Origin of the sequence: Jiella endophytica (genome assembly GCF_004519335.1) — a bacterium.
Taxonomy (GTDB): domain Bacteria; phylum Pseudomonadota; class Alphaproteobacteria; order Rhizobiales; family Rhizobiaceae; genus Jiella; species Jiella endophytica.
The window spans coordinates 345844-365497 of record NZ_SOZD01000001.1 but is presented as its reverse complement, the minus strand read 5'-3'; the positions used below and the strand labels follow the sequence as shown (position 1 = coordinate 365497).

The following is a 19654-nucleotide window of genomic DNA, read 5'->3' as shown; positions in this document are numbered from 1 at the left end:
TACGATCCTATGGTCGGGCCGCGCCCTCGCTGCGGGCATAAAGCTCCAGCGAGCGGTCGAGATGGGCCTGCATCATGGCGACCGCGCCTTCGGGATCACGCGCCTCGATCAGGTCGACGATCCGCTCGTGTTCGGTGAGCGTCACCTCCTCCTTGCCCGACCAGTGGAGGAGCGCGGTGTGATATTCGAACAGCCAGCGCAGCATTGCCACGGAGACCGCGGCGATGATCGGATTGTCGACGATCTCGGCAATCCGGGCATGAAACGCCATGTCGGTCTCGATGAAGGGCAGCGCGTCTTTCCCGAGCAGCGAGCGCTGGCGGGCGACGAGGTCTCGCAGTTCGGCGACGTCGTCTGAACTCGCCTTCTCGGCGGCGATCCGCACGATGCCGAGTTCGAACATCCGCCGCGCCTGCTTCAGATGTTCGAGATTGGACGGCACGGCGTCGAGCAGCAGGCGGGCGATCTCGTCGGAGCGGTCGAGGACGGTACCGGCGGTGATCTCGTTCACCCGGCTGCGCTCGCCGTGATTGATGGTGATCAGCCCGGAATTGTGCAGCGACTGCAGCGCCTCGCGGACCGCCGGGCGGCCGACGCCGAAGCGCTCCATCAGGGCGCGCTCCGAAGGCATCGCGTCGCCGGGCCTTAGTTCGCCACCGCGGATCATCTCGCGCAGCCGGTCGAGGACCTGCTCCGACAGTTTCCGGCGGACGATCTTGTCCCCTTCAGGACCTGCGGAGAGTTGCGATGCCACGGGCTTTCCTCGAATGCGATGAACCGGCCGGACGGCGCGGCTCTCTCTTCAGCTAGGTTCCCTCCCCGGACCAGCCATAGGGTTCCAATCCACGAAGCGCGGCATCGGTCAAGTTCGCGGTGAAGCGGCGCTCGCCGAGCACCAGCTTCGCGAGGCCTTCGCCCACCGTCGCCTGCGCCACGGAAACGCCCGCACAGGCGGCCAGTGCCGCGACGACATGGGTCAGCGGATGCCAGCCTCCGTCATCGCGGACGAGGCCGCGCGGCCCGTAAAGCTCGCCGGGCGTCCAGACGGCGATTCCTTCCGGCGCCAGCGCCGCCGCGAGGCCGAGGACATAGGCGGCGCCGAAGCGCGCGCGGTGGCGGGGATCGTCGTCGGCCATCGGGACGCGGCGGCCCTCGGGGTTCGGGATGGTTCGCGCGCCGTAAGGGTTCTGCCGCATGGCGATGGTGGCAGGACCGATCCGATAGGGACGCTCGCCGATGATCGCCCGGGCCGATCGGGCGATCTGCGGCACGGCCTCCAGCGTCTCCATCACCGCAAGGTCGCCGGCATCGTGGACGATCGGGCAGAGCGAATGGGAGACGAAATCGAGGTGTGTGACCGGCGGGCGCTTGCGATTGAATTCGGGGAAGAAGCTCGCCATGCCGCCGCCCATCAGAGGCGCGCCGAACGCCTTACGCGCCGCCGCATGGATCAGATCGAGCGGCGGGCAGGCCGGCCAGGCCGATCCGGGCGGCGTCGACTGGCGATCGACCGAGGGACAGACCATGACGCTCGCCGGCCGCAGGCCCGCATCGCGCATGGCACTGGCATAGGCGCGGAGCGGGCCCGCCGGGTCGGCATCGGGATCGTCGCCGAAATCCGCGATCATCTCGAGGTCGTAGAGATAGCCCGGCGCGGCATCCTGCAGCTTCGCCAAGGCTGCGAACTGTCCGGCAAGGTCACCGCGCGAAGCGTCGACATGGCAGAGCAGCCGCTGCGGCCCGATCGCCCGGATCTCATCGAGGCGCTCGATCGCCCGGCGGGCATGCGCCGGCGTGACGAGGATCGCGGTTTCGGGAAAGCCGGCGTCGGCCATCGCTGGCGAAGAACGCACGGTCGTCGGCGCCCGCTTCTCTTCTTGCCACGAGAGGCGCACCGCCTGACGGATCGTCTCTCCGTCTCCGATCCGGTAGGGCCAGGGCAGCGCCAGCGGCCGGTTGTAGGTCTTGAAGGACGCGTCGCCCCACTGGCGCTGGTCCTCCATCTCGAAGACGTCGCCCTCCAGCCGGCAGGTACAGGAGAGGCCACCGACATGATGGGTGATCGCGGCGATGTCCATGAAGGGCTGCCAGGGCGCGATGGCCTCCGGGAAGGTCCCCTCCTCGGCTACGCCGTCGCTGTGGACGACCGTGACCGGAGCGCCTGCCTGGCCAGTGATCGGATGGAGGATCGTGAAGCCGGCGCGGTTGGTCTCGAAGTCGCCCGTCGCGATGCCCTCGGCCTCGAAATCGAGACCCTCCGGGCGAAGCGTCAGCGTCAGCCGCGTATCGAGCCCGGCATCGCCGTTCTCGAACCGCATCGAGATGGCGAGCCGCAGACGTTTCTTGTCGGCGTCCTCCTCGACCGGCCCGAGCGTCGGAGCCAGCGTTCCCCAGTCGCGGTCGCGGGCGAGGAAGGCGATGCGGCGGACGAGCTCGTTTCCGTTCACCGAAAGATACCGGACTGCCCCGCCGCAAAGCTCGAAGGAGACCGGCCCAAGCTGATAGCGCCGGCGGTCCTCCGGCGGCTCGTCGGTGCCGTAAAGAGCGGCAAGCCCGCTCACAGTTCCCCCGGCCGGACCGTTTCGCCGGTTGCCGCAGAGCGATAGGCGGCCTCGACGAGCGCCAGGGTCTTCAGATTGTCGCGGCCGGAGGTTTCGGGCTCCTGGCCCTCGGCGATGCAGTTGGCGAAATGCTGCTGGATCGTCCGGACGCTTTCCTGGATGTTGTGCCAGGGGCGCTCGGCCCAGGAGAGCAGCGGTGGGGAGACGTCGACGACGCTCTCCTCGCCCTTCGCCTGGATCGTCAGGCGATAGCCGGCGTCGAGCCGCAGCGTGCCCTCGGTGCCGTCGATCTCGACGAGCGACTGCGGAAAGGTCTCCGGCTCGCGCTTCGTCGCATAGGAGCAGTCGATGACGCTGGTGACGCCGCTCGCATGGGACAGGAGCATCGTCGCGACGTCCTCGCCGCGGATCTTCGGGTTGACCCGCCGCGTCGTCGCCGCCAGCCGGTCGACGTCGCCGAAGAAGGCCCGGGCGATGTCGAGGATGTGGATGCCGAGATCCTCGATGATGAAGCGCTCGCCCTCGGCGAGATAGGGCTGGCCGGAAAAGACGTCGTAGCCGGAGCGGAAGGAGACCCTGCCGAAGAAGGGCTCGCCGATCGCCCCGCCGCGCACCATGTCGATTGCCCGGCGCACCGGCGACTGCCAGCGGAAATTCTCGTGCACCATCACGACGCGCCCGGCGTCGTCGACCGCCGCGACCATGGCGCGGGCGTCTTCCATCGTCTCGGCGAAGGGCTTCTGGCAGATGACGTGCAGGCTCTTCTTTGCCGCCATTTCGACCAGCGGCCGATGGCTCGGAGCCGTCGTCGCGATGTCGACGAAGTCGAGGGCCTCGGCATCGAGCATCGCTGCGGCGTCGCGATAGGTTCGCTCGATGCCGAAACGCCGGGCGGTATCCGACAGCCGCGCCTCGTCGGTGTCGCAGAGGGCGACGATCCCGGCGCCTTCGATCTCGGCCCAGGCGTGGAGCTGGTTCTGGGCAAAGAAGCCGCAGCCGATCAATGCGCCCTTCATACGGGGGCCTCCTTACTTGCCGAGCGCGGCCTGGGCCTGCAGCGCCAGGCGGCTCTCGAAGCGCTGCTGGGCCTGGTCGATCACCACGGCCGCGATGATGACGACGCCCTTGATCACCGTCTGCCAGAAGGCCGAGACGCCCATCATCACGAGACCGTCGGAGAGGATGCCGATGACGAAGGCGCCGACGATGGTGCCGGCGATCCGCCCGCGACCGCCGGACATCGAGGTGCCGCCGAGGACCGCGGCGGCGATGGCGTTCAGCTCGAAGGTCTCGCCCGTCGCAGGGTGCGAGGCGACCAGCTGCGAGGCGATGATGATGCCGACCAGCGCCGCGCAGAAGCCGGAGAACATGTAGACGAAGTACTTGACCCGGTTGACCCTCACACCCGAGAGGCCGGCCGCCTTCTCGTTGCCGCCGACGGCGTAGATGTAGCGCCCGAGCGGCGTGCGGCGGGCGATGTAGGCGGCGGCCAGCCCGACGACGATCAGCATCCAGATCGAGATCGGCACGCCGAGGAAATCCCCCGCCCCGATCAGGCGGAACGTCGCAGAGCCATAGGCGGCGTTGCCGTTGAGATTGGGAAAGGTCTCGCCGTTGGAGGAAAGCATGGCGGCGCCGCGCGCGACATAGAGCGTGCCGAGCGTGGCGATGAAGGGCGCGACATTGAGCCGGGTGATCAGGAAGGCGTTGAGGGCGCCGACGGTGATGCCCACGAGAATGACCAGGAAGCAGATCTCGAAGGTATTGAACTGGATGGTGAAGCCGAGGCCGAGATCGATGCCGTTGAGGATCAGCCATCCGGCGACCATGCCGCAGAGGCCGACGATCGATCCGACCGAGAGGTCGATCCCGCCCGAGACGATGACGAAGGTCATGCCGATGGCGAGGAAGGCGTTCAGCGCGACGTGCTTCGACATGATCACCATGTTCGCCACCGACAAAAAGTTCGGGGCGGCGAAGGCGAAGAAGGCGAAGACGAGGATCAGCGCGATGAAGGTGCGCGCCTTGAGAAGCACGAGCAGCGCGGCATTCACGTCGAAGCCTGTCGCCGCCGGTCGGGCAAGGGTCTGTTCGGACATCACGATGCTTCCCTGAAATGGCCGGCACGACCGGCATCCGGCCCGTGGCCGAGGCTGGAGGCTTCGACGAGCGCGGTCTCGGTGGCGTCGGCGCGGTCAAATTCCCCGGTGACGCGCCCGTTCGACATCACCAGGATCCGGTCCGAAAGCGCCATCACCTCGTCGAGATCGGAGGTGACGAAGACGATGCCGAGGCCGTCGGCGGCGAGCCTTCGCATCACCCGGAACACCTCGGCCTTGGCGCCGATGTCGATGCCGCGCGATGGCTCGTCCATCAACAGGATCTTCGGCCTGGTCATCAGCGCCTTGGCGATGACGACCTTCTGCTGGTTGCCGCCGGACAGCGAGGAGACCTCGTGTTCGCTCGAGGCCACCTTGACGGTCATCCGCCTGATGAAGTCGGCGACGCTCAGCGCCTCCTGCTTCAGGGAAAGATGGATGCCGGTGGCGAAGGCTTTCAGGCTCGAAAGGGTCATGTTCTCCCGGATCGACAGGATCTGGACGAGGCCGTCCTGTTTGCGATCCTCCGGGATGAGCGCGATGCCTCGGGCGATCCGCCCCGAGACGCTGCGCTCGGCCATCGGCTTTCCCTCGACGAAGAGGCGGCCGCCATAATGCGTGACGCCGCCGATGATGCATTCGAGCAGTTCCGAGCGCCCGGCGCCCATCAAGCCGTAGATGCCGAGGATCTCGCCGGCGCGCAGGGAAAACGAAACGTGATCGACGGCCAGGCCGCCGCGGCTCGACGGCAAGGTGATCTCCTCGGCGCGGAAGACCTCCGGGCCGAAGGCGTGGTCGACGTCCTTGGCGAAGTCCTTCGAGGCGTCGCCGATCATGTTGCGGACGATCCAGGCGAGATCGACGCCCTCCATCGGCCGGGCACCGGTGATCTGGCCGTCCCGCAGGACGGTGATGTAGTCGCCGATCCGGAGGAGCTCCTCCAGCCGGTGGGAGATGTAGACGATGCCGACGCCGTCCTTGCGCAGCTCGTCGATGACCCGGAAGAGGATCTCCACCTCGGCCGAGGACAGCGCCGAGGTCGGCTCGTCGAGGATCAGGATCCTGGCGTTCTGGGAGAGGCTCTTGGCGATCTCGACGATCTGCTGCTGGCCGACCTTGAGGTCGCCGACCAGCGTGTCCGGGTCGATGTCGTGCTCGAGGCGGCGCATCAGCCGGCGCGCCTCCTCGCGCTGGGCGCCGCTGTCGATGTCGATGCCGGCCCGGGTCCTTTCCCTGGCCATGAAGATGTTGTCGGCGACGGACAGGTTCGGAAAGAGGTTCAGCTCCTGGAAGACTATGCCGATGCCGTGCCTGGCCGCATCGTCGGTCGTCCGGAAGACGACCTCTTCGCCGTCCATGAGGATCCGCCCCTCGGTGAGCTGCTCGACGCCGGCGATGACCTTCATCATCGTCGACTTGCCCGCGCCGTTCTCCCCGACGAGGACGTTGACTGCCCCCATCCTGAGATCGAAGTCCGCAGATTTGAGCGCCACGGTCCCCGGATAGACCTTGGTGCCGCCGCGGATCGACAGGCCGACGGGATGATCGATCGTCGTCATCTCAGCCGCCGATCGACAGCTTGGTGGGAACGAGCTCGATCGTCCCGGCATCGCCGCGCAGGGTGAAGACGCCCTCGAAACGCGCTGTCTGGCCGGTCGGATCGCTTTCCGGCAGGCTGAGATGCGCATGAGCGACGTCGTTTAGGGCGTTGGCCAGCTTGGCGAATTCGATCTGGTCGCGAAAATCGGTGAAGTCGATGAACGGCATCGCGTCCCGCAGCGCCGTGCCGCGGATGACCGGTCCGAGCTGGATCGTCACGTCGCCCTTGCCGTCATCGTCGGTATCGACCTCGAGCTTGGCCGCGCGGCTCTTCAGTTTCGCCTTGACGATCTTTCCCTCGCCGGAGACCGCGAAATTCCAGGGATTGGCTTCGCCCTCGGGCCGGAGCCCGTAGGCTGCTCCCGCCTTGTCGGCGCCGCCGGCGAGCTCGCCGCGCAGCTTGGCCAGCGGCACGAGGTGAGCCTCGATCACCGGCACGACCTTGTCCTGCCAGTTGGCGTCCGCATAGGCGGCCATGCGCGCCTCGTCGGTCTGGGGAGCGGCCTTGCTTCCGGCTTCCGAAGCCGGCTTGTCCCAGACGATGGTGAAGCCCGAAAGGCTGAAGACGACAATGGCGGCGAGGATCGGTCGCGAGACCTGACGCAACATGAATGCCCTCCCGTGAGCATCGAGACGCCCGGCGCAAAGAACGCCGGGCGAAATGGCATGTCGAAGGACGATCTCACTCCGAAAGGGCGAAAGTCTCCAGGGCTTTCGCATTGGACTCGTCGATCAGGACGCAGTCCATCAGCTGCTTTTCCTGCTGCCCGGTCGAGCCGCTCGTCAGGTACTGGTCGGCCTGCTCGACCGCCAGCTGGGCCTGCCGGTATGCCGGCTGCAGGACGGTCGCCTTGATGCCGCCCTTGACGATCGAGTCGCGCACGTCGTTCGAGCCGTCGAAGCCGACCAGGATGACATCGGTGCGCCCCGCCGCCTCGAGCGCCGCCCAGGCGCCCATGGCCATGGTGTCGTTGCCGGAGATGACGCCCTTGATCTTCGGATTGGCCTGGAGAATGCTCTCCATCTTCTCGTAGGCTTCCGTCTGCGACCAGTTGGCGGACTGCTGGGCCACCATCTTCATGTCGGGATACTGGTCGATGATGTCGTGATAGCCGGCGGACCGGATGCCGGCATTGGTGTCGGCCTCGCGGCCCACCAGCTCGACATAGGGGCCTTCCTCGCCCATCAGCTCGACGAACTTCTCGGCCCCGAGCTGGGCGCCCTGATAGTTGTTGGAAACGATCTGGCTGACGGCGATGCCGCTTTCCTTGATCTCGCGGTCGATCAGGAAGGACGGGATGCCGGCGTCCTTCGCCCGCTGCACCGGCGCGACGGAAGCGTCTGCTCCGGCATTGTCGAGGATGATCGCCTTGGCGCCGCGGGCGATCGCCGTGTCGAACATTTCCGACTGCTTGTTGGGATCGTCGTCATGGACGAGGACGATGGTGTCGTAGCCGAGGTCCTTCGCCCGCTTCTCGGCGCCGACAGCCTCGGCCTTGAAGAAGGGATTGTCGTGGCTCGGCGTGATGATCGCCATCAGGCCCTTGTCCTCAGCGAGCGCAGGGCTCGCCAGGAGACAGGCAGCGACGGCGAAAGCCGATACGAAATTGCGGCGTGTCATGGTCATGAATGGTCCTCCCGATCAGCCCGCGTCCTCCTCGACGCAGGTTCCCCTGATTGGTCGCAGCCTCGCCACTTCCCGCTCGGATGTCAACAGGTATGATGAGTATCTGAGCTTTTGAGTTAGCGGCCAGGCTGAATCGGCTACCATGCAGACAATACGGAATGCCGTATGAACGCGCGGTCCATCGATCCCTGCGATCTCACCAGGGACGCGACAGGCCGACGCCGCCACCGCAAGGCGACGACGATCTGTGGTCCTGTCAGAAGAGCGCCCGTCTCAGCGGCCTGGCAGCGATCGCCGCAGGGTCGGCAGGCCGATCCCCGTCGCCTCGAAGCCGCCATCGACGCCGAGCACCTGCCCGGTGACATAGCTCGACCGCTCCGAACAGAGATAGAAGATCGCGTCGGCGAGTTCTTCCTCGAGGCCGTAGCGCTCCAGCGGGATCGCGTCCCGGTAGTCGGCGCGGATCTCCGGGCTGTGGACGGCCTTCGCCATCGCCGTGTCCACCGGACCGGGTGCAACGGCATTGACCCTGATCCCGAGATGGGCGAGCTCGACCGCCTGCTGCTTGGTCAGATGCGCCAGCGCGGCTTTGGACGTGCCGTAGGCGACGCGCAGGGTGGAGGCGCGCAGGCCCGAAATCGAGGTGATGTTGACGACCGCGCCGCCGCCGGTTTCCGCCATCACCGGGGCGGCGAGATTGGTCAGAAGGAAAGGTCCGCCGAGATTGACGGCGAGCACCCGCTGCCACTCGTCGTGGCTGGTCTCGAGCAGCGGCTTGAACACCGCCGTGCCGGCATTGTTGACGAGGGCGTCGATCCGGCCGAAACGCTCCGCCAGCAATTGCACCGCTCCGGCGACGGCCTGCGGATCGGCGACGTCGGCGGTGATCGCGAGGGTCGCATCCGGTTTGGCGATCGCGGCCACGGCGGCCTTCTGCGCCGGCCCGTCGATGTCGAGCAGCGCGACGCGCCAGCCCTCCTGCAGAAAGCGTTTCGCGGTCGCAAGGCCGATGCCCCGCGCCGCGCCGGTGACAAGCGCCACCTTGGTCGTGTCGGTCATGTCTTTGTCCTCCCTCTGATTTTGGACGTCGTGGCAGCCGTCCATTTTTGCCGTCATGGCAGCCGTGGCTTGCGTCGCGCCCGGTTACCCCCCTCTGCCTGCCGGCATCTCCCCCTCAAGGGGGGAGATCGAAAGCGTCCGACGGCTTCGCCTCTGCGAAAAAGCGTAATGCCGCTCGACCGTCAGGCCCATAGGGGCCGCCCTCGCAGCCGCCGATCTCCCCCCTTGAGGGGGAGATGTCCGGCAGGACAGAGGGGGGCGCGCAGGGCGCGAACCGGTCAGAACGACGGCACCCCCACTTCCCCCATTCACCCTTCCGGCACGATCACCAGTTCGAAGGTCACGCAGACCGGATTGTCGCCACGCGAGAGCACGCCCTCGAAGATCGTCCCGTCCATGGCGACCACCGCGACGTCGAGCCGGGCGCGGCCCTCGGCCAGGCGACCTCGCCGGATGAGAAGCTCCGAGGCGTAGGAGTCCATCGGCGGTCCCTCCTCGAAACGGGCGCCGTTGAGGCTGCCGATGCCGTAAATGCGAGCGGTCGCGATGCCCTCCTCGGCGCAGATCGCCTCGATCGCCAAGCTGACGTCCTGGTTCGGGCGCAGCGTCAGAGCGAGCGCGGCGGGACCCGCCGGACGAAGCCCGGAAGCGGCCGAAGCGACTTCCGCCGCAAACAGCCGAAAATTGGTCTCCGCGTCCTGCCTTGCCTCGAAGACGGCGCCGCGAAGCCCGGTGCCGGTGACGCGCAAGGGCTCGGCGGCCCGGCTTTCGGCCGGCAGCATGTGTCCCATGGCGACCCGCTCGCCCTCCGCATGCCAGAGCCCGTGGCAATGGACGAAGGGCGCGCCGTCCCGCCGGCCGACGATGGCGCCCGCCTCCCGCACCGTGACGACCCCGTCGGGCGCAAAGGTGTCCGAATACCAGGCGGCATGGTCAGGGCCGGGAGAGCCGGCGGGCATGACGAAGCGGAACGGCGACAGACGGGCGCCGTCGACGGCGACATAGGCCGCATCGCAGCCGGCGTCCGCGACGCCCCGGCCGAGGCCGGCTTCCATCGTCTCGCCGGGCGCGACGGTGAAGTCGAGCGGCACCGCCTCGCCCCACGCTTTGGCGTAGCGGACGAACGCAACCGGGCCGGGATGCCGGATCTGGCGCAGCGCCGCCATGGTCACGCCGCGGCCTCGCCGGCGAGGATGCCGCGCTCCTCGAGGGCCTCGCGCACCAGCTTCTTGGTGATCTTGCCATAGGCCGACTTCGGCATTTCCTCGAAGAAGACGAAGCGCTTCGGCATCTTGTAGCGGGCGATCTTCTCGGCGAGGAAGGCGCCGATCTCGGCCTCGGACACCGTCTCGCCGGCGACGGCGACCAGTACCGCGATGCCGACCTCGCCCCAGTCCGGGTCGGGGACGCCGACGACGGCGGCCTCGGAGATCTTCGGATGGGCGAGGATCTTCTCCTCGATCTCGCGCGGATAGATGTTCGAGCCGCCCGAGATGTACATGTCGGAGGCGCGGCCGGTGATGTAGAGATAGCCGGCCTCATCCTGGTGGCCGAGATCACCGGTCCGGAACCAGCCGTTCCGGAAGGCCTTGGCGTTGGCGTCCGGGTTGTCGTAATAGCCGGCGAAGACCGCCGGGCCGGCGACGCAGATCTCGCCGCTCGTCCCGGGCGGCAGTTCCTGGCCGGCCTCGTCCTGGATCGAAATCTCCATGCCGGTGCGCTCGAAACCGCAGGTCCCGACCCGCGCGACCTCGTCATCGAGACTGTGCTCGGCCGGCGGCAGGACGGTGATGTTGCCGGTCACCTCGCCGAGGCCGAAATACTGGACGAGCACCGGCCCGAGCTTTTCAAGCGCCCGCTTCTGGTCCGCCCGGTACATCGGCGCGCCGGCATAGATCACGTATCTGAGCGAGGAATGGTCGAAGTCGTCGACGGCAGGATGCTCGACCAGCCGCTTCACGATGGTCGGCACCGTGAACATGTTGCTGATCCGGTATCGCTCGACGAGGCTCCAGGCCTCGGCGACGTCGAAGCGCTCCGACGGCATCAGCACCGTCGTCGCGCCGGCCGCCACCTGCGCCAGCTGATGGACGCCGGCCCCGTGAGAAAGGGGCGCGACGACCAGCGAGGCGTCCGCCGCTCCAGTGCCGGGCATCAGGTCGTTGAGATGATTGGTGGCGACGAAGGCCATCTGGCCGTGGGTGAGGACGGCCGCCTTCGGCCGGCCTGTGGTACCCGACGTGAAGAAGAACCAGCAGGGGTCGTCGCGGTCGACCGGCGTGTTCGGCACGCTCTCGCCGAGATGGGCGTCGACCAGCGCGTCGTAATCCTCGCCGAAGGCCGCCTCGCCGATCGCGAGGACGAAGCGCGGCGGCTTGGCGGACGCATTGCAGGCCTCGGCATGGGCCGGGAAGCTCGCATTGCAGATGACCCCGGCAGCGCCGCCCGCCTCCTGCAGCCAGGCGACCTCGGCCGGGGTCTGGCGATAGTTGGTCGGCACATACACCGCGCCGAGCCGGAAACAGGCGAACATCGCCTCGAACATCTGATTGCAGTTCTGCGACTGGACGAGGATTCGGTCGCCCTTGGTCACGCCGAAGCGCCCGGCGAGGCATGCCGCCATGGCGTCGATCCGCGCGTCGAATTCGCGCCAGCTCCACGACCGCTCGCCCCAGACGAGCGCCGGCCGGTCCGCCAGCCGGCGGGCCGACCGGGTGACGAAGTGTGCGAGATTGGCAACGCGCGTCGATTGCGGAGCGACGCCTCCCTTCGGATCGCCTCCCGCCGGCCCGGCCAGCGTCACTTCACGCGCTCCATGATCGAGACGTAGTTGGCGACAGCGGCGCCGCCCATGTTGAAGACGCCGGCCGTCTTGGCACCCGGGATCTGCATGTCGCCGGCCTCGCCCATCAGCTGCATCGCCGCCATCACATGCATCGAGACACCGGTGGCGCCGATGGGATGGCCCTTGGACTTCAGCCCGCCCGAGGGATTGACCGGCAGCCTGCCGTCCTTCCGCGTGATGCCGTCCCGCACCACCTTGTAGCCCTCGCCGCGTTTCGCGAGGCCCATCGCCTCGTATTCGATCATCTCGGCAATGGTGAAGCAGTCGTGGGTCTCGACGAGATCGAGGTCGTCGAGGGTCAGCCCCGCCTCTTCCAGCGCCTTCGCCCAGGCGGTGCGGGCGCCGGCGAACTCCGTCGCGTCGCGGCGCGAGATGGCGAGGACGTCGTTGGCGTGCTGGCGGGCCTTGAAGGCGATCGCCCGCTCCAGCGTCTCGGCAGTTTCCTCGTCGGCGAGGACGATCGCCGCCGCGCCGTCGGAGACCAGCGAGCAGTCGGTGCGCCGAAGCGGCCCCGCGACATAGGGGTTCTTGTCGGAAACGGTGTTGCAGAAGTCGAAGCCGAAATCCTTGCGCATATGGGCGTAAGGGTTGGCCATGCCGTTGGAATGGTTCTTGGCGGCGATCATCGCCAGTTCTTCCGAGCGGTCGCCGTATTTCTGGAAATAGGTCTGCGCGATGCGGCCGAAGATGCCGGCAAAGCCGCCCTCGACCTCGGCTTCCTCTTCGCGGTAGCTGGCCCCCAACAGGATGTCGCCGACTTCCACCGTCGGGATCGCCGTCATCTTCTCGGCGCCGACGACAACGGCGATCCGGCCCCGGCCGGATTCGATGAAGTCCATCGCCGTATAGAGGGCGGCAGAGCCGGTGGCGCAGGCGTTTTCCAGCCGAACCGCAGGAACCTGGCCAAGGCCGTCATGGGCCATGCCGACGAGCGCGCCCTGGAAGTCCTGCTTGGAAAAGCCGTTGTTCATGACGCCGACGAAGACGCCGTCGACGTCGGCGGTCTCGATGCCGGCGTGCTCGATGGCGGGGCCAACGACCTCGCGCATCAGCGCCTCGGTCGACGGCGCCTCGACCTTGCCGAAATGGCTGTGCGACCAGCCGACGATCCTTGCCCTGCTCATGCTCCGATACCTCCCGTGGAAACCATTTCGACGTCGCCGCGACCGGCCGTCGGCCCGCTGGCCTTCGCCGGCGCGTCGAAGCGCCTGGCGAGCCGCTCCTCCACGGCCCGCACCTCGCGCGACAGATGCGCCGCGAGGTCGCCCTGGCGGGCCTCGTTCATGCGGCTGTCGATCGCCGCGATCGACAGGGCGCCGGCGATGCGCCCGTCGGGATAGCGGACGGCCATGCCGATCGCCCAGGAATTCTGCAGTACCCGGCCGGGATTGAGGGCAAAGCCGCGCCGGCGCGCAAGCGCGATATCGGCGCGGATCGCCTCCTGCGTATAGGCCGGATAGTGCTCGGCAAGGAGCGCCGCGTTTGCAGCGAGAACCCTGGCGATCTCGGCGTCGCTCGAAGCCGCGAGCATCGCCATGGCGCCGGCGCCCACCCCCAGCGGATGCCGGTTGCCCGGCAGGAGCGCGTGGGTGCGGATCGGAAAGGCGCCCTCCTCGCGGTGCAGGCAGACCGAGAAGTCGCCGCGACGGATCGAAGCGAAGCTGGTGTCGCCGCTCTCCCTGGAAAGGTTGGCGAGGCTCTCGAGCGCACAGTCGAGAAAGCCGAATCGATGCGAGGCAAAGACGCCGAGGACATAGGCTTCCTCGCCGAGGAAATAGCGGCGGCTTTCCGGCTCCTGCTCGACGAGCCGCGAGCGCATCAGCGCAAGCAGTAGGCGACGCGCCGTCGGGCGGTTCAGCCCGCTTTCGGCGACGATCGCGGCGAGCGAAATGCCGCTTTCACAGTGCCGGCCGATCAGCGAGAGCAGCGTCAGCGCCCGGCCGACGCTCTGCGCTCCCCCGTTTTCCGTCACCGGCCGTTCCAGCGTATCCAACTGCCCTGCCCTATCCAGATTGTGGACGTCGCCTGTCTGGCGTTCATTGTCATGGATCGGAAATAATCTTGCAAGAGCCGGCTTCGAATGGCAGTTTGCAGCCAATCGGCGTCTGGACACGTCCACCATGTGGACACCTTGGGAGAGGGTCCTGACGCCGGCATGTTTCATTTCTGGGAGGAGACACGATGAAACTGAAGCACATGGCCGCTGCGGCCGCCCTCGTCGTCGCATTCGCGGCGACCGCGATGACGCCGGCAGACGCCAAGACCTTCCGCCTGTCGCACAACACCAACGACACCACGACCTGGCAGAAGGGCGCCGAGAAGTTCAACGAGCTTCTCAAGGAAAAGTCCGGCGGCGAGATGGACGTGCGCATCTTCCCGATGGCGCAGCTGACCGGCGGCGACCAGATGAAGCAGGCCGAGATGGTCGGCCGCGGCGCCCTCGACTTCGTCGTCACCTCGGCGATCAACGTCACCCCACTGGTGCCGGAAATGGCGGTGTTCTCGCTCCCCTATCTCTATTCCGACTATGACGACGTCGATGCGACGACGGCCGGTGCGCCGGGCGAGCGGATGACCGAGATCATGGCCAAGCACGGCATCGTCGTGCTCGCCTGGGGAGAGAACGGCTTTCGCGAGGTCACCAACAACGTCCGCGAGATCAAGTCGCCGGCCGACATGAAGGGCCTGAAGATGCGCGTCGCGGGCCCGATGTATATCGACGTGATGAACGCGCTCGGCGCCAACCCGCAGCAGATGCAGTGGACCGAGACCTTCTCGGCGCTGCAGCAGGGCGTCGTCGACGGCCAGGAAAATCCGATCGGCGCGGTGATCATTCCGCAGCGGGTCTACGAGGTGCAGAAGTACCTCACCACCTGGCACTATTCCTACGACCCGATCTTCGTCGGCGTGTCCGAGAAGCTGTGGAACTCCTGGGACGACAAGACCAGGGAAATGGTGAAGTCCGCCGCCGAGGAGGCGATGGATTACCAGAAGACCATCACCCGCGAGGATACCGCCAAGGGCGTCGACTTCCTGAAGGACAAGGGCATGGAGATCTACGAGCCGAGCGGCGAGGAGATCGACGCGTTCCGAAAGGCGACCAAGCCGGCCTTCGACACCTGGGCGAAGAAGGTCGGTCCCGACCTCGTCTCGCTCTACCAGCAGACGATCGACGGCGGCGGCAAGAAGGCCGAAGCCAAGTAATTCGAGACGGGAGCGGGCCGCCCCGGCTGCCCGCTCTTCGCCGGTCGCGGCGCGGTTCGCCCCAACCGCCGGTCGCGGCCGGCGCCATCTGGCCACAACCCGTTCCTGCCTTCACGAGACCCCCGATGCGTCACCTCCTCGACGAGGCGGAAAAGATCGTCTGCGCCGTCATCTTCCTCACCATGACCGCGCTCGGCTTCGTCAACGTCGTGGTGCGCTATCTCACCAGCTATTCCTTCGCCGCGACGCAGGAACTCCTGCTCGACGGCTTCCTGCTTTTGACCGTCTTCGGCGCCGCGATCGCCGCCCGCCGCGGCGAGCATCTCGCCGTCACGCTGTTCACCGACTTCCTGCCCGGCCCTGCCCGGCGCCTCGCCGTCGCGCTCTCGGCGGCGCTGTCGATCCTGCTCCTGGCGCTCTCGGCCTGGTACGCCTATGGCCTCGTCCTCAACCAGTATCAGAGCGGCGTCACCTCGTCGGGCATGCAGATCCCCGAATGGTATGCCACCGTCGGCCTGCCGGTCGGCTTCGCGCTGATCGCCATCCGCCTGCTTCAGGCGGGATTTTCCGAGTGGCGGCAGGCCGGCGCCGACGGGCTGTATGGCCGCGGTGACGGCAAGGGAGAGATCTGACGATGTTCGATCTCGATCCCGGCACGGCGATGGTGATCCTGTTCTTCGTGCTCCTCGCACTGCGCGTTCCGGTCGCTTTCGCGCTCGGCCTCTCCTCGCTCTACGCCATGTGGCAGCTCGGCTTCGGCCTCGATCTCGTCGGTGACCTTCTGTCGAGCGGCATCGCCAAGTTCTCGCTCCTGGCGATCCCCTTCTTCATCCTCGCCGGCGTCCTGATGGGCACCGTCGGCATCGCCGAACGGATGATCCGCTTCTTTCGGGTGCTGGTCGGCAGCCTGCCGGGCGGCATGGGCGTCGTCGGCACCGTCGTCTGCCTGTTCTGGGGTGCGGTGTCCGGCTCCGGCCCCGCCTCGGTCGCGGCGATCGGCCCCTTGATCATCCGCGGCATGGAGGAGGACGGCTATCCGCGGCCCTTCGCGGCCGCCCTCGTCTGCACGGGTGCCGCGCTGTCGATCGTCATCCCGCCGTCGATCGGCCTCGTCATCTACGGCGTCATCGCCGAGACTTCGATCGCCCAGCTGTTCATCGCCGCGGTCGTCCCCGGGCTGTTCATGGGCGTGCTGATGATCCTGACGCTGCCCTTCGCCGGCAAGGCCCGCCATGCCGCGCGCGGGGCCGCGTCGGGCACCGGCCTCGACGCCATCGCACCGGCGCCCTATCGGGACATGCCATATGTCAGACGGCTCGGCCACGCCTTCGTCGAGGCCTTCTGGGGCCTGATGACGCCGGTGGTCATCCTCGGCGGCATCTATGGCGGGGTCTTCACCCCGACCGAAGCGGCGATCGTCGCGACGGTCTATGCGCTGTTCGTCGGCCTGTTCATCTACCGCACGCTCTCTTTCGCCACGCTCTACGCGTCTCTCGTCGAGGCCAGCGCCTCTTCGGCCGTCGTCATGCTGGTCGTCACCTTCGCCAGCCTGTTCGGCTGGGTGGTCACCGTCGACGACCTCGTCGGCAAATATTCCGGCGCGCTCTTGGCCGTCAGCGACAATCAATGGGTGATCCTGGCGATCATCATGATCGTCGTGCTGATCGCCGGCATGTTCATGGATGCGATCACCATCATGTTCATCGCCCTGCCGATCTTCCTGCCGGTGGTCCACCAACTCGGTTGGGATCCGGTGTGGTTCGGCGTCGCGCTGATGGTCAATCTCGCCATCGGCCTGTTCACCCCGCCGGTCGGCATCAACCTCTTCGTCGCGGCGAACATCACCCGGATGTCCCTGGAGCGGATTGCGCTGGGCGCAGTGCCGTTCCTGATCACCAGCCTGATCGGCCTCGCCATCATCGCCGCGTTCCCGGAAATGTCGCAGTTCCTGTCCGCCTGGATGCAGTGAGGATCGGGCAAAAGGTCTGACGCGCAGCAGGCCGGGTGGCCGGTAGGCTGATGCCGAAGCGGTAGCGCGGCCGCACCGATCTGCGACGCTCTGCCGATCGGAGGGTTATCACCGCCACGTCCTGCCTCGCCTCGCCGGCGGTCCTGCAGCCTCGCTCCCGCGCGGCACGCTCCCGCGCGGCGTGCGCCGGCATGGCTGCCCGACCGCTTTTGCGGCCACGGCCGCCCGCGCCGAATGCCGCCGAGGGCGGCAGGAAACGACCCCGTCCGGAACCGTCATACAGACGTATCACATCGCCGCTATTCCCCCGACACGATCTTTCCCGCTGTGCTTTGCACAGCTGTGCATCAGGGATCTCGGAATGGCAGGCGCGGCATTTCTTTCCGCCTCGGACATCACCGTCGGCTATGGCGGCGGCACCGTGCTCGACCGCCTGTCGCTCAAAGTCGAGCGGGGTGAGTTCGTGGCGCTGCTGGGCTCATCCGGCTGCGGCAAGACCACCCTCCTGCGCACCATCGCCGGCTTCAACCGGCCGCGTTCCGGCCAAATCTCCCTCGCCGGCCGCGACATCACCACCGCGTCGCCCGACAGGCGCAACATGGCGATGGTGTTCCAGTCCTACGCGCTCTGGCCGCATATGAGCGTCGCCCAGAACATCGGCTACGGCCTGAAGCTCCGGAAGACGCCGCGGGAGGCGATTGCCGCAAGGGTCGGAGAGATCGCCGCGATGCTCGGCCTTACCGGGCTCGAGGCCCGCAAGCCGGGCCAGCTCTCCGGCGGCCAGCGTCAGCGCGTCGCGCTCGGCCGTGCGCTCGCCGTCGAGCCCGACGTCCTGCTCCTCGACGAGCCGCTGTCGAACCTCGATGCCCGCGTGCGGCTGAGCTTGCGCCACGAGATCCGCGCCCTGCAGAAGCGCCTCGCCATCACCGCCATCCACGTCACTCACGACCGCGAGGAGGCGATGGTGATGGCCGATCGCATCGTCATCCTCGACAGCGGCCGGACCGCCCAGGACGGCACGCCGGAAGAGGTCTACAACCGGCCGCGCTCGGCCTTCGTCGCCGCCTTCATGGGAGCGGAGAACGTCGTCGCCCTTAAAGGCGCCGCCGACGGCGAGCGGATCGCGATCGCCGCAGGGCCGCACAACAACGCCGCGGCCATCGCCCGCAACGGCCGCGCGCTCACCTCCGGCAGCTTCCAGGCCCGGTTCCGGGCCGAGGCGGCCAGTCTCTCGCCCGTCTTGCCATCCGCGGCCATCCCGTCCTCCGCGACGACCGGCGAAGACGCGCTCGAACTCCTCGGGACGGTCCGCCAGACCAGCTATCCCGGCGGCTGCTGGCGCCACGTCGTCGCGGTCGGCGAGACGGAGGTCTCCGTCGACGCCGCCCGACCGGTCGAGCCCGGAACTTCCGTCATCCTCAGCGTGCCCTCGGCCGCACTTTTCCTGTTCGACGCGCCGCAGGACGGCGCCGCAGCGGTTTCGCATGCCGTCGCCGCCTGACGGCGGGGCACTGCGGGAATGAAGCCCATGTCAAACTTCCGGAGCGAACACTCATGAAGACGTTTCTCAGTGCAGCCGCCCTCCTCGCCACCGTCGCCTCGCCGGCGTCAGCCGCAGAGCTGTCGGTGATCACCGCCGGCGACCAGAACATGGTCGACTACATCAACGAATATCTCGCGCCGATCTTCGAGAAGGAGAACCCGGGCGACACCATCCGCGCCGTCGGCACCGGCCCCGGCGATGCCGGCTCGCAGAAGATCCTCGAACGCTTCGAGGCCCAGGCCGGCAGCGAGGAATCCGACACCGACGTCGCCGTGGTCCACGAGAAGTTCGTCGGCCCGATGGTCGAGAAGGGCTTCCTGAAAAAGTATCGCGGCGACATCGCCACCGGCGATCTCGTCACCAGCGACAAGGCCAAGATGGCGCTCGGCACCGATGTCGACGGCTATGTCATGCCGATGTTCTCCAGCCAGACCGCCATCGCCTACAACCCGGCGCTGGTCGAGAACCCGCCGAAGTCCTACGAGGCGATCGCCGACTGGGCCAAGGCCCATCCCCAGCAGTTCGGCTATAACGGCATCAAGGGCGGCGCCTCGGGCGTCTCCTTCGTCATGGGCTGGGTCTACGCCTTTGGCGACGGCGATGCCGACAAGCTGATGAACGGCCCCTTCGAGGACGGCGAGACGAGGAAGTGGGACGCGGCCCTCGAAAAGCTGAAGTCCTTCAACGAGGTCGCGACGCTTACCCCGGGCAATGCCGGGACGCTCGACATGCTCGGCCGCGGCGAGATCGCCATGGGCCCGGTCTGGGTCGACATGTTTTATTCCTGGCAGGCCGACGGCAAGCTGCCGCCGGACATGAAGCTCGTTCTGCCGGCCCCGGGCATGCCCGGCCAGCCGATGCATTACGTGATCCCGGAAAAGGCGCCGCATCCCGAACTCGCAGAAAAGTTCGTCGAATTCGCCACTTCGCCGAAGATCCAGGCGGAAGGCATCGTCAAGCGCTTCAACTGGTATCCGGGCATCGACGCCCAGCATGTGAAGGCAGAGCTCGACCAGGCCTCCTGGGACAAGCTGTTCAAGGACGTCACCCCGGACGATCTGGCGAACTACGCCAAGCCCTTCCCGATCGCCCCCTACAACAACGCGATCCTCGAAGCCTATGAGCGCCAGGTCGCCAACTGACCTTCG

The 19654-nt window shown here is 67.3% G+C and carries 17 protein-coding genes; 5 read left to right on the top strand and 12 right to left on the bottom strand.

The features are described 5' to 3' along the window. Nucleotides 1–7: 7 nt before the first annotated feature. From nanR to E3C22_RS01705, 12 genes are all read right to left on the bottom strand, one after another. Nucleotides 8–754 (bottom strand): transcriptional regulator NanR, encoded by a 747-nt coding sequence (gene nanR, locus E3C22_RS01765; protein ID WP_134759643.1) that lies wholly within the window; start codon nt 752–754, stop codon nt 8–10. 52 nt (nt 755–806) lie between these two features. Continuing rightward, on the bottom strand, nt 807–2561 hold the full coding sequence (locus tag E3C22_RS01760) for a D-apionate lactonase family protein (RefSeq protein ID WP_134759641.1): 1755 nt from the start codon (nt 2559–2561) through the stop codon (nt 807–809). After that, nucleotides 2558–3577, bottom strand: a complete 1020-nt coding sequence (locus E3C22_RS01755) for a Gfo/Idh/MocA family protein (RefSeq protein ID WP_134759639.1) — start codon at nt 3575–3577, stop codon at nt 2558–2560. Before E3C22_RS01755 ends, E3C22_RS01760 begins: the two co-directional genes overlap by 4 nt. Nucleotides 3578–3589: 12 nt before the next feature. Further along, complete coding sequence (locus tag E3C22_RS01750; RefSeq protein WP_134759637.1) at nt 3590–4660, bottom strand: ABC transporter permease; 1071 nt, start codon at nt 4658–4660, stop codon at nt 3590–3592. Next, on the bottom strand, nt 4660–6219 hold the full coding sequence (locus tag E3C22_RS01745; RefSeq protein ID WP_134759635.1) for a sugar ABC transporter ATP-binding protein: 1560 nt from the start codon (nt 6217–6219) through the stop codon (nt 4660–4662). Before E3C22_RS01745 ends, E3C22_RS01750 begins: the two co-directional genes overlap by 1 nt. Before the next feature lies 1 nt (nt 6220). Further along, on the bottom strand, nt 6221–6868 hold the full coding sequence (locus E3C22_RS01740; protein WP_134759633.1) for a DUF2291 family protein: 648 nt from the start codon (nt 6866–6868) through the stop codon (nt 6221–6223). Nucleotides 6869–6941: 73 nt separating this feature from the next. Further along, nucleotides 6942–7886 carry a D-ribose ABC transporter substrate-binding protein gene (locus E3C22_RS01735; RefSeq protein ID WP_134759631.1) on the bottom strand — a complete coding sequence of 315 codons (945 nt, stop codon included), beginning with the start codon at nt 7884–7886 and terminating at the stop codon, nt 6942–6944. Between the two features lie 273 nt (nt 7887–8159). After that, a complete protein-coding gene (locus E3C22_RS01730) occupies nt 8160–8945 on the bottom strand; it encodes an SDR family NAD(P)-dependent oxidoreductase (protein ID WP_134759629.1) in 786 nt (261 codons plus the stop codon). 308 nt (nt 8946–9253) lie between these two features. After that, nucleotides 9254–10117, bottom strand: a complete 864-nt coding sequence (locus E3C22_RS01720) for a PCC domain-containing protein (protein ID WP_134759627.1) — start codon at nt 10115–10117, stop codon at nt 9254–9256. Continuing rightward, nucleotides 10114–11742: an acyl-CoA synthetase gene (locus E3C22_RS01715; RefSeq protein WP_134760873.1), complete on the bottom strand. Its 1629-nt coding sequence runs from the start codon at nt 11740–11742 to the stop codon at nt 10114–10116. The genes E3C22_RS01720 and E3C22_RS01715 overlap by 4 nt, the downstream gene beginning before the upstream one ends. Nucleotides 11743–11744: 2 nt before the next feature. Continuing rightward, on the bottom strand, nt 11745–12914 hold the full coding sequence (locus E3C22_RS01710) for an acetyl-CoA acetyltransferase (RefSeq protein ID WP_134759625.1): 1170 nt from the start codon (nt 12912–12914) through the stop codon (nt 11745–11747). Continuing rightward, a complete protein-coding gene (locus tag E3C22_RS01705) occupies nt 12911–13783 on the bottom strand; it encodes an IclR family transcriptional regulator (RefSeq protein ID WP_245514707.1) in 873 nt (290 codons plus the stop codon). The genes E3C22_RS01710 and E3C22_RS01705 overlap by 4 nt, the downstream gene beginning before the upstream one ends. A gap of 188 nt (nt 13784–13971) precedes the next feature. Here E3C22_RS01705 and E3C22_RS01700 point away from each other — a divergent pair, with 188 nt between their 5' ends. The 5 genes from E3C22_RS01700 to E3C22_RS01680 all read left to right on the top strand — a co-directional run bounded on the left by E3C22_RS01700 (nt 13972) and on the right by E3C22_RS01680 (nt 19648). Next, a complete protein-coding gene (locus tag E3C22_RS01700) occupies nt 13972–14994 on the top strand; it encodes a DctP family TRAP transporter solute-binding subunit (RefSeq protein ID WP_206026882.1) in 1023 nt (340 codons plus the stop codon). Nucleotides 14995–15119: 125 nt separating this feature from the next. After that, nucleotides 15120–15626: a TRAP transporter small permease gene (locus tag E3C22_RS01695; protein WP_134759621.1), complete on the top strand. Its 507-nt coding sequence runs from the start codon at nt 15120–15122 to the stop codon at nt 15624–15626. A gap of 2 nt (nt 15627–15628) precedes the next feature. Next, nucleotides 15629–16963, top strand: coding sequence for a TRAP transporter large permease (locus E3C22_RS01690; RefSeq protein WP_134759619.1), 1335 nt, complete (start codon nt 15629–15631; stop codon nt 16961–16963). A 361-nt stretch (nt 16964–17324) separates the two neighbouring features. Then, complete coding sequence (locus E3C22_RS01685) at nt 17325–18464, top strand: ABC transporter ATP-binding protein (RefSeq protein ID WP_134759617.1); 1140 nt, start codon at nt 17325–17327, stop codon at nt 18462–18464. 53 nt (nt 18465–18517) lie between these two features. Further along, nucleotides 18518–19648: an ABC transporter substrate-binding protein gene (locus E3C22_RS01680; RefSeq protein WP_134759615.1), complete on the top strand. Its 1131-nt coding sequence runs from the start codon at nt 18518–18520 to the stop codon at nt 19646–19648. Nucleotides 19649–19654 lie beyond the last annotated feature (6 nt).

Excerpts from the sequence above, each read along its gene's own strand:
- E3C22_RS01755 (WP_134759639.1), bottom strand. The coding sequence starts at position 3,577 with ATGAAGGGCGCATTGATCGGCTGCGGCTTCTTTGCCCAGAACCAGCTC.
- E3C22_RS01750 (WP_134759637.1), bottom strand. The coding sequence starts at position 4,660 with ATGTCCGAACAGACCCTTGCCCGACCGGCGGCGACAGGCTTCGACGTG.
- E3C22_RS01745 (WP_134759635.1), bottom strand. The coding sequence starts at position 6,219 with ATGACGACGATCGATCATCCCGTCGGCCTGTCGATCCGCGGCGGCACC.
- E3C22_RS01740 (WP_134759633.1), bottom strand. The coding sequence starts at position 6,868 with ATGTTGCGTCAGGTCTCGCGACCGATCCTCGCCGCCATTGTCGTCTTC.
- E3C22_RS01735 (WP_134759631.1), bottom strand. The coding sequence starts at position 7,886 with ATGACCATGACACGCCGCAATTTCGTATCGGCTTTCGCCGTCGCTGCC.
- E3C22_RS01730 (WP_134759629.1), bottom strand. The coding sequence starts at position 8,945 with ATGACCGACACGACCAAGGTGGCGCTTGTCACCGGCGCGGCGCGGGGC.
- E3C22_RS01710 (WP_134759625.1), bottom strand. The coding sequence starts at position 12,914 with ATGAGCAGGGCAAGGATCGTCGGCTGGTCGCACAGCCATTTCGGCAAG.
- E3C22_RS01700 (WP_206026882.1), top strand. The coding sequence starts at position 13,972 with ATGAAACTGAAGCACATGGCCGCTGCGGCCGCCCTCGTCGTCGCATTC.
- E3C22_RS01695 (WP_134759621.1), top strand. The coding sequence starts at position 15,120 with ATGCGTCACCTCCTCGACGAGGCGGAAAAGATCGTCTGCGCCGTCATC.
- E3C22_RS01690 (WP_134759619.1), top strand. The coding sequence starts at position 15,629 with ATGTTCGATCTCGATCCCGGCACGGCGATGGTGATCCTGTTCTTCGTG.
- E3C22_RS01685 (WP_134759617.1), top strand. The coding sequence starts at position 17,325 with ATGGCAGGCGCGGCATTTCTTTCCGCCTCGGACATCACCGTCGGCTAT.
- E3C22_RS01680 (WP_134759615.1), top strand. The coding sequence starts at position 18,518 with ATGAAGACGTTTCTCAGTGCAGCCGCCCTCCTCGCCACCGTCGCCTCG.